Here is a 12,320-nt window from a genome sequence, read left to right on the forward strand (position 1 = left end):
TGACGCCTCCTGCCATGCATAACGAAACCTTGCACCCGATCCTCGGCGCGTTACAGATCCAAAAACTGTGTTTCGTCAGATAGACCCGTGACTATTGGGTCGTAGAAGGCGCGAAGGTTAGCTATTTGGCGGTTTTTTAACAATCGGATACATCTATATTTGCGGCAGGAATCACGGTGTTTTTTGGACGTGAGCCGAATAGAGAGGCTATTCGGCTCACGAAATGAGCCGAATAGACTATTATTCGGCTCATTGACCTCGGAGCACCTGAATTCATGGCACCTCACTGGATCTGGCAACAGCCCGACTGGCCGAATTTCAACTGGCAAGCCGAGCGACTGACGCCTCTGCTGCGCGAGTGCGTGCAGGCCCAAGGTCAGCTGATGGGCATGGCCAGTTCCGTGGGTAGCTCGTTCAGTGCGCAGAGCGAACTGGATGCGTTGTTGCAGAACATCGTGACGTCTTCGGCAATCGAGGGTGAGCAGCTCAATGTGGGATCGGTCCGCTCTTCGCTGGCGCGGCGCCTGGGTCTGGAGCAGGTCGATGGCGATCACGTCAGCCAGCGCAGCGAAGGACTGGCGCAGTTGATGCTCGATGCCACACAGCACTTTGCGAAACCGCTGACGTTGGAGCGATTGCTGGAATGGCATGAATGGCTGTTTCCGGATCAGGAAACGGATTTCGCTGCCCGCTCAATCCATGTCGGTGCATTGCGCGGAGATGAGCCGATGCAGGTAGTTTCCGGGCGCCTCGACAAACCGACCGTTCACTTCGAAGCTCCGCCCCGACTTGGCCTTGAGCAACAACTCGAGAATTTCCTTGCCTGGTTTGAAACCAGCCAACGACAGGAAGAGCTCGATCCATTGCTGCGGGCCGGCATAGCGCACTTCTGGTTCGTCACCCTGCACCCTTTCGATGACGGCAATGGTCGCCTGACACGAACCCTCGCCAATCTGGCGCTGGCTCAGGGCGAGGCACAGGCCATCCGTTTTTATGCGATGTCGGCGAGCATTCTTGAAGATCGCACTGGTTATTACCGGGTGCTGGAAAACAGTCAGAAAGCGACGACGGATATCACGCTCTGGCTGGAGTGGTTCCTGCAAACATTGCTACGCAGCCTGCAACAGGCCATGGCGCGGATCGAATCGGTGCTGGGCAAGGCGCGCTTCTGGCAGGCGCATCGGGAGTCCTCGTTAACGGCGGAGCAGACCAAAGTGCTGAATCGCTTGCTGGATGGCGGGGAACGCGGTTTCGAGAATGGCATCAGTGCGGCGCAGTATCAGGCTGTGGCGAACGTATCCAAAGCGACTGCCACTCGTCATCTGAGCGAACTGTTGGAAAAAGGCTATTTGAAGCGTCTGCCAGGCGGTGGGCGCAATACTCGATACCAGATCCGTTATCGCGAAGACTCAACACAATGACCTGTTGAAACCCGCACCTGTGGGAGCGGGCTTGCCCGCGATGACGGTTTAACATTCAACATTGATAGTGACTGATCTACCGCTATCGCGGGCAAGCCCGCTCCCACAGGGATTGTGCAAATCCTGGACTGATTGGAATCAGGACAGCCCCCTCGTCACAGAACAGGCCTCAGACACCCGCTCATTTGCCCATAACCCCCATGTCTGCTAGTGTCGCGCCGGTTTAACGTCAACCGGAAATAGCCGCCATGGCCCGCAAAAAAGCTGCACTGGATTTCGAACAATCTCTCGCTGACCTGCAAACGCTGGTGGAGCGACTGGAGAACGGCGAATTGTCGCTGGAAGACTCGCTGACGGCTTTCGAGCAGGGCATCGGTCTGACCCGCGATTGCCAGGCGGCGCTGGCCCAGGCCGAGCAAAAGGTTCAAGTGCTGCTCGAGCGTGATGGCGAGCTGGCCGAGGAACCCTTCGACGCGGATCAGCCAGAATGATTGCAGCGTATTCGGCGACCAGCCAGGCCCGCGTCAACGCTGCACTGGAAACCCTGTTCACCGCGCCGAGCCCTGAGCTCGCGCGGTTGTACGAAGCCATGCGCTACAGCGTGATGAATGGCGGCAAACGGGTCCGCCCGCTGCTGGCCTACGCGGCGTGCGAAGCGCTTGGCGGCAAAGCTGAGCAAGCCAACGGCGCGGCCTGCGCGGTGGAGCTGATTCACGCTTATTCCCTGGTACACGACGACCTGCCGGCCATGGACGACGACGATCTGCGTCGCGGCCAGCCGACCACTCACAAAAAATTCGATGAAGCCTGCGCGATTCTGGCTGGTGACGGCTTGCAGAGCCTGGCCTTCAGCGCCCTGCTCGACCCGCGCCTGAGCTCGTCGGACGCTGCTCTCACCTCCGATCACCTCCGCTTGCAGATGGTCAGCGCCCTGGCGTTGGCGGCAGGCCCGGCCGGCATGGTCGGCGGCCAAGCCATCGACCTCGGCTCGGTCGGTCTGAAACTCGATCAAAAAGCCCTCGAAACCATGCACCGGCACAAGACCGGCGCGCTGATCGAAGTCAGCGTCAAACTCGGCGCCCTGGCCAGCGGCCGTGCCGAGAAGGACGAACTGAAGTCGCTGCAGACTTATGCACAGGCCATCGGTTTGGCATTCCAGGTGCAGGACGACATTCTCGACGTCGAGAGCGATACCGAAACCCTCGGTAAACGCCAGGGCGCCGACATCGCGCGCGACAAGCCGACCTACCCGGCCCTGCTCGGCCTCGACGCGGCCAAGGCTTACGCCCTGGAACTGCGCGATCAGGCCCTGCACGCGCTGCGACCGTTTGACGCGGCAGCCGAGCCGTTGCGTGATCTGGCCCGCTATATCGTCGAACGCCGCAGCTGACAGCGTATCCGCCAAAAAAGAGCAACGCGTGGGCAGGGGGCGATGCATCAGGTAAACTGCCGCATCTTTTATACCTATAACGATTCGCCTGATGCCCACGACGTTTCATGAGATTCCCCGCAAGCGCCCGACCACGCCCCTGCTCGACCGTGCCAACACGCCGGACGGCCTGCGCCGGTTAGGCGAAGCCGAGCTGGAAACCCTGGCCGATGAGTTGCGCCTGGAATTGCTCTACACGGTCGGTCAGACCGGCGGGCATTTCGGTGCAGGCCTGGGCGTCATCGAGCTGACCATCGCGTTGCATTACGTCTTCGACACCCCGGATGACCGGCTGGTGTGGGACGTGGGTCATCAGGCCTACCCGCATAAAATCCTCACCGGCCGTCGCGAGCGCATGGGCACCCTGCGCCAGAAGGACGGCGTTGCCGCCTTCCCGCGTCGTTCCGAGAGCGAGTACGACACCTTTGGCGTCGGCCACTCCAGCACCTCGATCAGCGCAGCGCTGGGCATGGCCATTGCCGCCCGCCTGCAGAACAGTGATCGCAAGGCCATTGCCGTGATCGGCGACGGCGCACTGACCGCGGGCATGGCGTTCGAAGCGCTGAACCATGCGCCGGAAGTGAACGCCAACATGCTGGTGATCCTCAACGACAACGACATGTCGATCTCGCGCAACGTCGGCGGGCTGTCGAATTACCTGGCGAAGATCCTGTCCAGCCGCACTTACGCGAGCATGCGTGAAGGCAGCAAAAAGGTCCTGTCGCGCCTGCCCGGCGCCTGGGAAATCGCCCGTCGCACCGAAGAATACGCAAAAGGTATGCTGGTCCCCGGCACGCTGTTTGAAGAGCTGGGCTGGAACTACATCGGCCCGATCGATGGCCACGACCTGCCGACCCTGATCGCCACCCTGCGCAACATGCGCGATCTCAAAGGCCCGCAGTTCCTGCACGTCGTCACCAAGAAAGGCAAAGGCTTCGCCCCGGCGGAAGTCGACCCGATCGGTTACCACGCCATCACCAAGCTTGAACCCGTTGATGCGCCGGCCGCTGCACCGAAGAAATCCGGCGGGCCGAAGTATTCCGGTGTGTTCGGCGAATGGCTGTGCGACATGGCCGCGTCTGATCCCCGTTTGGTGGGCATCACCCCGGCGATGAAAGAAGGCTCCGACCTGGTGGCGTTCAGCGAGCGTTTCCCGCTGCGCTACTTCGACGTGGCAATTGCCGAGCAACACGCCGTGACCCTCGCCGCCGGCATGGCCTGCGAAGGCGCGAAACCTGTTGTGGCGATTTATTCGACCTTCCTGCAACGCGGTTACGACCAACTGATCCATGACGTCGCGGTGCAAAACCTCGACGTGCTGTTCGCCATCGACCGCGCAGGTCTGGTGGGTGAAGACGGCCCGACCCATGCGGGCAGCTTCGACCTGTCGTTCCTGCGTTGCATCCCCGGCATGCTGGTGATGACCCCGAGCGACGAAAACGAACTGCGCAAAATGCTCACCACCGGGCACCTGTTCAACGGCCCGGCGGCGGTGCGTTATCCGCGCGGCACCGGCCCGAATGCAACGATCGAGAAAGACCTGCAACCGATCGAAATCGGCAAAGGTGTGGTTCGCCGCCAGGGCAGCAAAGTCGCCCTGCTGGTGTTCGGCGTGCAATTGGCTGAGGCGCTGAAAGTCGCCGAGACGCTGGATGCCACCGTGGTCGACATGCGTTTCGTCAAACCGCTGGATGAAGCGCTGGTTCGCGAAGTCGCCGGCAGCCATGAGTTGCTGGTGACGATCGAAGAGAACGCGATCATGGGCGGTGCCGGTGGCGCGGTCAGCGAGTTCCTGGCGCGTGAAAACATCCTCAAGTCGATGCTGCACCTGGGCTTGCCGGACAGTTACGTCGAGCACGCGAAGCCTGCGCAGATGCTGGCCGAGTGTGGGCTGGATGAGGCAGGGATCGAGGCTTCGGTGCGTGAGCGCCTGACCCTGCTCAACATCTAAACGCAAAACCTGTGGGAGCGGGCTTGCCCGCGATTACGGTGGATCAGTCGACATCAATTTTGACTGACACACCGAAATCGCGGGCAAGCCCGCTCCCACAGTGTTCTGTGTGCCTTTCAAAATTTGTGTTCGCTTTAAAGCGTCAACGGATTACCGATGAAACTCTCCCCCCTCGCCCTCACGCTGACGCTGCTGCCAGCCGGTCAACTCCTGGCTGACACCTTCGAACGCGATCAAGCCCTGAAACTCCCTGAGGTGCTGATCAGCGCCAACCGTCAGGTCGAAGCGCGCAACGACAGCAGCGCCGCCAACACTGTTTTCACCCGCGACGACATCGACCGCCTGCAACCGGGTAGCGTCACGGACTTGCTGAGTCGGGTACCCGGCGTGCAGGTCGTGCAGACCGGCGGGCGCGGCAGTCTGCCGGGGATCTACATTCGCGGGACCCAGTCGGCGCAGAGCCTGGTGCTGGTGGACGGTCAACGCATCGGCAACTCGACTTCCGGCGACAGCAACCTGCAACACATCAACATCGAGCAGGTCGAGCGCGTGGAAGTGCTGCGCGGCTCCCGTTCGGTGATTTATGGCAGTGATGCGATTGGCGGCGTGGTCCAGATTTTCACTCGCCGTGGTGGCGAACAAGGCCTGCATCCACGTATGCACGTGGGGCTTGGCAGCAATCAGACGTGGGAACGCAGCCTCGGATTATCCGGCGGCGATGAGAAAACCCGCTTCAACCTCGGCGCCAGCCTCGATGAAACGGCCGGGATCAACCGCACCCACGAGTCCTATCCCAGCGACGGCGATCATGACGAATACCGCAATAAATCGGTCAGTCTGAGCCTGAGCCATGCCCTCACCGACGACATCGAAATCGGCTTCAACCTGCTGGATAACCGCGGCAAAAGCGAGTTCGACAATCCATTCGGGCGCTTCGACCCAACGACCTTCGAATCGCTCCAGCAGCAGCCCTACAGCGACTTTGTCGTGAGCAGCATCAGCAGTTATGTCGATGCCCGGGTCAACGATATCTGGAAAACCCGCGTCGAATTCGGTCACAGCGAAAATCGCGAGAAGACCCTGGACAAACTCAGCGATGAGCGCAGCGTGTTCAACACGTACCGTGATTCGGTGAACTGGCAGAACGACCTGACGCTCAATGAGCGCAACAGCCTGATTCTCGGCGGCGACTGGTACGAAGACCGGATCAACAGTAGCACCCCGTTCGACGAGGACAGCCGCTGGAACCGCGCGGCGTTTATCCAGCATCGCTACCAGGCGGACAGGTTCTCCACAGAACTGGGTGTGCGCCGGGACCAGAACCAGCAGTTCGGTGGCCAGAACAGCTGGAGCGGCACCTTCACCCTGCCGCTGAACCCGGACAACGACGTATTGCTGACCTACAGCGAAGGTTTCCGCGCGCCGACCTTCAATGACTTGTACTACCCCGATTTCAGCAACCCGGACCTGAAGCCTGAAACCTCGAAAAGCTATGAGCTGCAATGGCGCAGTCAGTTGACCGAGACCAGTCGTCTCGAAACTTCGCTGTACCGCACGGACCTTGAAGACGCGATTATTTTTGGCAGCAACTCACGGCCAAAGAACGTGGCTTCGGCGCGGATCAACGGGTTCGAGGCGGCTCTGAAACAGGAACTGTTCGGCTGGCAGAGCAACCTCGGCGTGGCGATCATCGACCCGAGGGATCGCGACAGTGGCCATACCCTGGCCCGTCGTGCGCGGCGCACCTTGAGCCTGGACCTGGATCGACAGTTCGACCGGTTCGGCCTCGGCGCCAGCTGGCAAGCGGTGAGCAGCAGCTATGACGACTTGAACAATCAACAGCCGTTGGGTGGATATGCCCTGTTGGGGTTGCGCAGCAGCTGGGAATTGAATCGCGAGATCAAGCTTGAGCTGAAGGTCGATAACCTCCTGGACAAAGGCTATAGCCGGGCGTTGTACACCCATGATGGCAGTCAGTATGGGTATCGCGAGGAAGGTCGGGCGTGGATGTTTGGGGTGACCTGGACGCCTGAAATCTGATCTGAAATGTCTGTGTTTACACTGGCCTCATCGCGGGCAAGCCCGCTCCCACAGGTTCAGTGTGATCTCTGTGGGAGCGGGCTTGCCCGCGATGAATGCACCTCGGTCTTAACGGTCCGGTGCGATGATATGGCACAACTTGGCCGTCGCTTCGATCATCTGCCCACTCGGTCTCTCCAGCCCCTTGTCCGCCACCAACAGCAACCGCCCCTGTGCCACCGCCGTCACCTGAGGCCAGGCTTTCCAAGCCTCCAGCTGCGCCTGATCACTGGCCAGAATCACCTCGGGATTACGCTGCAACACCGCCTCGACGCTGACCTGCGGCGCCGGCAATGTCAGATCGGCAAACACATTGCGCGCCCCGCACACTTCAAGTGCATCACTGATGATCTGCCCGCCGCCAACGGTGTACAGCGGTCGATCCCAGACCTGATAAAACACCCGCAACGGTTTATCCCGACGATAACGCTGGCGCAATACATCCAGGCGCTGGCGTAATTGCGCAGCCAATGAAACGCCACGCTCAGGACGACCGAGCTGGGTGGCAATCGCTTCAATCTGCGCGGTCAGTTGTTCGAGGTTGTGGGGTTCGGCGACATACGTGGGGATGTTCAGTCGCTTGAGCTGCTCGCGCTGGGCCGGACCAACGCTGCCGGGCCAGAGCAGCAGCAAATCGGGTTTGAGGCTTAGCAATCGCTCCATGTCCAACTGGCCGTAGCGGCCAACCGATGGAAGCCCATTGAGTTCGGCAGGACGCTCTCCGGCGTCCAGCACGCCGACCAGAAGGTCCGCGGAGCCCAGTTCGACAACGATTTCAGACAGAGACGGCGCGAGACTGACAACGCGCTCGACAGCAGAGGCCATGCCGCTGCCGGCCAGCAGCATCAGCGCCAGCCAGAAGCGAAACATCAGCCGAGCTGACGCGGGATACGGTAGAGATAAAACAGCACCGTGGTCGACAGCGCCAGCAGCACCAACGGCACCGCTTCGAGGCCGACGAACACCGCCAACGCGCCGATCCAGGCCGGCAGGCTCGCGACCAGCAACGCCGTGCGGCGCTTGGCGGCCAGGGTAATCCAGGCGGCGGGTTCTTCAGGAGTGTCGAGGGCTTTCTGGGTGGCGATCAGTGCGTGCTTGTAGCTGCCGAAAAACTTCAGGCTGACAAACATCGACGCGACCCCGGCAATGAACAATGGCATCGCCAGCACCGGCAGGATGGCTTCACCCTGGCCGAACACGCCATTGATCACAAACAGCGGCACCAGGGCCATGGCCAGGTATTGCCACCAGTTGAAGGACAATCGCCGCCGTACTTGACCGCGCGTCACGCCCGGTCTGCCTCGCCCTGATGCTCGTTGCCCATCATGTGGTCGAGCTTGCTGGCCTTGGTGGCCAGGTAGAGTTTGTTGTGCGGGTTATGTCCGGTGTGCAGCGGTACGCGCTCGGCGACCACGATGCCCATGTCGGTCAAGGCTTTGACCTTGCGCGGGTTGTTGGTCATCAGGCGCAGGGATTTCACGCCCAGGTGCTGCAGCATCGGCAGGCACATGGCGTAGTCACGCTGGTCGGCGGCGAAGCCCAAACGCTCGTTGGCTTCAACGGTGTCGGCACCGCCATCCTGCAACTCATAGGCGCGGATTTTGTTCAAAAGGCCAATGCCACGACCTTCCTGGCGCAGATAAAGCAACACGCCACGGCCTTCACGGGCGATGGCTTGCAAGGCGGCCTCAAGCTGCGAGCCGCAGTCGCAACGCTGGCTGAACAAGGCATCGCCGGTCAGGCATTCGGAGTGCAACCGGCCGAGTACCGGGGCACCGTCGGCGAACTCACCCAGGCTCAGCACCACGTGCTCGCGCCCGTTCTCTTCATCGAGAAAGCCGTGCATGGTGAATTGCGCAAAGGGTGTTGGCAGCTTGGAAGCGGCGACAAAAACGACAGGCACCGGTGTGCTCCTGATTAATAAGTACTGGAGATTCGCAGAGGCGGCATTGTAACAGCAGGTTCCTACAGACGCTTAGGCTGAATTATGGGGCATAACGATCTAAAAGTTAGATCCCCGAATGCGCAACAACGCCTGTAGGAGCCGGCTTGCTGGCGATAGCTGTGGGTCAACCGACATGATTATCGACTGAACGGACGCTATCGCCAGCAAGCCGGCTCCTACAAAGTTCGCCGTGTACCGCGAAATCTGCGCTCAATTCGGGGCAAACGGATACGGCTGCTTCCAGCGTTCGAAGATCGGTTTCAACCGGCCGCTTTTCACCAGCAACTCCATGCGCTCATCGAACAGCGCCATCAACGTGCGAGCCTTTGGCGTATCGGCGAAGCACAGGTACAGCGGCAATTCCGCGATGTGGGTGCGCCGAAACTGCGAAGGATCCTTGGCCCACTTGAGGACGTAGTCGACTTCGGTCAGCGCATCGATGTAATAGTCGGCGCGGTTGTGGGTCAGCATCGACAAAATGCCGGTGCGCCGGATGACTTCGTTATAGCGCCGCACGTTGGGCAGGTAATCCTGGAAGTCATAGCCGCGAACCCAGGCCAGTCGATAGTTGCCCAGCGTCTCCGGGGTCGGTGCCGGATTGCTCGCCAGGCCCAGGGCATAGATGTGATCGGTATCGAAATTCCAGCGCGGATAAAGCAGATCGCTGTTCTCGTTGCGGTAGGAGCCAACACAGGCATCCACTTCGCGGAGTTGGGCCAGGCCTACGGAGCGGGTGTAAGGCTCGGTGCGAATGTCCAGTTTGACACCGGCCGGCTCGAACACCTCCCGCAGCACGTCCCAACCCAGGCCATGACCGTCAGCGGCGGTGTAGTCTTCCCAGTCTTCGCTGGCCAGGTGAATCACGGACGGCGTCGTCGCAGCATCGCCCGCGTGGGCGATCGAGCAAAACATGGTCAACATCATCGCAGCCAACCAGCGCCGAGCCATCCTTAGTCCCCTGTCTCGCCCATCAGGCGAAAATCCATACCAGCCCTTGCATCGCCAACCACGCAAACACGCCTGCCAATACGTCATCGAGCATGATCCCGACGCCACCGTGCACATGCCGGTCGATCCAGTGAATCGGCCAGGGCTTGAGAATGTCGAAGAAGCGGAACACCAAGAACCCCGCCAGCAACCAGTACCAGCCTTCCGGCACCAGCCACAGGGTGATCCACATCCCGACCATTTCGTCCCAGACGATGCCTTCGTGGTCGTGTACCCGCAAATCGTCGGCAACCTTGCCGCACAGCCAGAAGCCAAACAGCATGGTGATGCCGAGCATCAGCCAGTAACCCCAGTCGGGCAGCATCTGCCACAACGGGATAAAGGGTAGCGCAACTAACGAACCCCAGGTGCCCGGTGCCTTTGGCAAGGTACCCGAACCGAAGCCGAACGCCAGGAAATGCCAGGGATTGCGCCAGACCGAAGGCGGTACGAATTCCGCCGGGACCTGTTTGGGATGATCTGTCACGGTGTCTCCCGAAAATGTTGATAACCCCGGGTTTGCGGGGTGATGTCCTGTCCATCGGCGTCCAGCAGTACCACGCCCTGCCCGGCCTCTACCCTGCCGACCACATGGATCGGCCAGCCGGCGACCAGCAACGCGGGCAACTCGACGGACGGTAGGGTGAAGGCCAACACGTAATCGTCCCCGCCGCTCAACGCTGCCGCTTCGGCGCCCGATTGGCCGAGGAAGGCCACTAAAGCGTTCGACAGCGGCAATCGGTCCCGTTCAACCTGAATGCCGACCTTCGACGCCAGGGCAATATGCCCGCAGTCAGCGAGCAGGCCGTCGGAGATATCCAGCGCCGACGTGGCTTTGCCGCGCAGCGCCTGACCCAACGCCAGCTGCGGCTGGGGCGACCAGTAATGGGCCAGCAATGGATCGGCGATGGCGGCGTCAGCCGTACGCTGCCCCAGCACTAGGGGCAAGGCACCCGCCGCATTGCCCAACTCACCGCCCACGCAGAGCAAATCACCAGGCTGCGCACCGCCTCGGGTCAACGCCTTGCCGGCCGGCACACGACCGAACACGGTTATGGTCAGGCTCAGCGGCCCGCGCGTGGTATCGCCGCCCACCAGCGTCACCCCGCAGCTCTGCGCCATGACGTTCAAACCACGGGCGTAGGCGTCCAGCCAATCGGCGGCCACCGTCGGCAAGGTCAGGGCAAGGGTAAAGGCAACGGGGGTGGCGCCCATGGCGGCCAGATCACTGACGGCTACAGCCAGCGAACGCTGACCGAGCAGAAACGGGTCGCAAGGCTCTGCGAAATGCACGCCGGCAACCAGCGTGTCGGTGGAAATCGCCAACTGCTCCCCGGGGGGAACAGCGAGCAAGGCGCAGTCATCGCCGATCCCGAGGGCAACGCCTTCGCCGCCTTGCGCACAAGGCGCGGCGGCGAAGAAATTGCGGATCAGCTCAAACTCGCCCATGTGGCAGCTATCAAGCGCCGATTAGCGCTTGAACGCCTTCACTTCAGCTTCACGCAGACGCGGGGCCAGCTTGTCGAGTACACCGTTGACGAATTTGTGGCCGTCGGTGGAACCGAAGACTTTCGCCAGCTCGATACCTTCGTTGATCACAACGCGGTACGGGACGTCGACACGCTCAAGCAGTTCCCAGGTGGACAGGCGCAATACCGCCAGTTCAACCGGGTCCAGCTCTTCGATGGTCAGGTCCAGGCAAGGCTTGAGAGCGGCGTCGATCTTGTCCTTCTGCGCTGGAACCCCGTGCAGGATTTCACGGAAGTAGGCGCCGTCGACATCGCTGAAATCGTTATCGACCCGGAACTGCGCTTCGATCTCGTTCAGCGACTGCTTGGCCATGTGCCATTGGTACAGCGCCTGGGTCGCGAGCTGACGAGCTTCGCGACGCTTGACGCTTTTCGATGGCTTGCCGGCATCCGCAGGCTTTGGATCGCGCGGGTTGAACTGATCGCTGTCGTCGCTAATCACTTGGCCTCCAACTGCGCCAGCAGGCTGACCATTTCCAGAGCGGACAGGGCAGCCTCGGCACCTTTGTTACCGGCCTTGGTGCCGGAACGTTCGATGGCTTGCTCGATGGAATCAACGGTCAGGACGCCGAAAGCGACCGGAACGCCGAACTCCATGGACACCTGGGCCAGGCCCTTGGTGCATTCGCCAGCCACGTATTCGAAGTGCGGAGTACCGCCACGAATGACCGCGCCCAGGGCGATGATTGCCGCGTACTCGCCCTTCTGAGCGACTTTCTGCGCAACCAGCGGGATTTCGAAGGCGCCAGGCGCGCGGATGATGGTGATGTCGCTTTCGCTCACGCCGTGGCGAACCAGGGCATCAACTGCACCGCTGACCAGGCTTTCAACGACGAAGCTGTTGAAACGGCCCACTACCAGAGCGTAGCGGCCTTTAGGGGCGATGAAGGTACCTTCGATGGTCTTCAGGGTCATTCGTTAGATCTCTTAAAGAGCCGGGACGCGTTTTCTACGCATCCCTCGGTGATGTGTTAGCCGC

Annotated in this window: 13 protein-coding genes; 5 read left to right on the forward strand and 8 right to left on the reverse strand. The window is 61.0% G+C overall.

Annotated elements, in window-relative coordinates; all coding sequences use genetic code 11:
- Window positions 1-275: 275 nt before the first annotated feature.
- The 5 genes from K0F88_RS28740 to K0F88_RS28760 all read left to right on the forward strand — a co-directional run bounded on the left by K0F88_RS28740 (window position 276) and on the right by K0F88_RS28760 (window position 6,841).
- Complete coding sequence (locus tag K0F88_RS28740; protein ID WP_219097473.1) at window positions 276-1,421, forward strand: Fic family protein; 1,146 nt, start codon at window positions 276-278, stop codon at window positions 1,419-1,421.
- 248 nt (window positions 1,422-1,669) lie between these two features.
- Window positions 1,670-1,912 carry an exodeoxyribonuclease VII small subunit gene (locus tag K0F88_RS28745; protein WP_007894317.1) on the forward strand — a complete coding sequence of 81 codons (243 nt, stop codon included), beginning with the start codon at window positions 1,670-1,672 and terminating at the stop codon, window positions 1,910-1,912.
- Complete coding sequence (ispA, locus tag K0F88_RS28750) at window positions 1,909-2,811, forward strand: (2E,6E)-farnesyl diphosphate synthase (RefSeq protein ID WP_219097474.1); 903 nt, start codon at window positions 1,909-1,911, stop codon at window positions 2,809-2,811. Before K0F88_RS28745 ends, ispA begins: the two co-directional genes overlap by 4 nt.
- A gap of 91 nt (window positions 2,812-2,902) precedes the next feature.
- Entirely contained in the window at window positions 2,903-4,801 is a 1,899-nt protein-coding gene (gene dxs / locus K0F88_RS28755; protein WP_219097475.1) for a 1-deoxy-D-xylulose-5-phosphate synthase, read from the forward strand.
- A 156-nt stretch (window positions 4,802-4,957) separates the two neighbouring features.
- Window positions 4,958-6,841: a TonB-dependent receptor domain-containing protein gene (locus K0F88_RS28760; protein WP_219097476.1), complete on the forward strand. Its 1,884-nt coding sequence runs from the start codon at window positions 4,958-4,960 to the stop codon at window positions 6,839-6,841.
- 108 nt (window positions 6,842-6,949) lie between these two features.
- On the opposite strand, the gene K0F88_RS28765 is transcribed toward K0F88_RS28760, so the two are convergent.
- From K0F88_RS28765 to ribE, 8 genes are all read right to left on the reverse strand, one after another.
- On the reverse strand, window positions 6,950-7,750 hold the full coding sequence (locus K0F88_RS28765) for a cobalamin-binding protein (protein ID WP_219097477.1): 801 nt from the start codon (window positions 7,748-7,750) through the stop codon (window positions 6,950-6,952).
- Window positions 7,750-8,169, reverse strand: a complete 420-nt coding sequence (locus K0F88_RS28770; RefSeq protein ID WP_219097478.1) for an MFS transporter — start codon at window positions 8,167-8,169, stop codon at window positions 7,750-7,752. Before K0F88_RS28770 ends, K0F88_RS28765 begins: the two co-directional genes overlap by 1 nt.
- On the reverse strand, window positions 8,166-8,783 hold the full coding sequence (gene ribA / locus K0F88_RS28775) for a GTP cyclohydrolase II (RefSeq protein ID WP_219097479.1): 618 nt from the start codon (window positions 8,781-8,783) through the stop codon (window positions 8,166-8,168). Before ribA ends, K0F88_RS28770 begins: the two co-directional genes overlap by 4 nt.
- Window positions 8,784-9,035: 252 nt before the next feature.
- Window positions 9,036-9,773, reverse strand: coding sequence for an ABC transporter substrate-binding protein (locus K0F88_RS28780; protein WP_094470427.1), 738 nt, complete (start codon window positions 9,771-9,773; stop codon window positions 9,036-9,038).
- Window positions 9,774-9,795: 22 nt separating this feature from the next.
- A complete protein-coding gene (locus tag K0F88_RS28785; protein ID WP_008033735.1) occupies window positions 9,796-10,299 on the reverse strand; it encodes a phosphatidylglycerophosphatase A in 504 nt (167 codons plus the stop codon).
- Entirely contained in the window at window positions 10,296-11,261 is a 966-nt protein-coding gene (gene thiL, locus K0F88_RS28790) for a thiamine-phosphate kinase (protein ID WP_219097480.1), read from the reverse strand. The genes K0F88_RS28785 and thiL overlap by 4 nt, the downstream gene beginning before the upstream one ends.
- A 21-nt stretch (window positions 11,262-11,282) precedes the next feature.
- Entirely contained in the window at window positions 11,283-11,783 is a 501-nt protein-coding gene (gene nusB / locus K0F88_RS28795; RefSeq protein WP_219097481.1) for a transcription antitermination factor NusB, read from the reverse strand.
- A complete protein-coding gene (gene ribE, locus K0F88_RS28800) occupies window positions 11,780-12,256 on the reverse strand; it encodes a 6,7-dimethyl-8-ribityllumazine synthase (protein WP_003185938.1) in 477 nt (158 codons plus the stop codon). Before ribE ends, nusB begins: the two co-directional genes overlap by 4 nt.
- Window positions 12,257-12,320: the final 64 nt, after the last annotated feature.

This window comes from Pseudomonas sp. UMAB-40, assembly GCF_900095275.1.
Lineage (GTDB): Bacteria > Pseudomonadota > Gammaproteobacteria > Pseudomonadales > Pseudomonadaceae > Aquipseudomonas > Aquipseudomonas mandelii_B.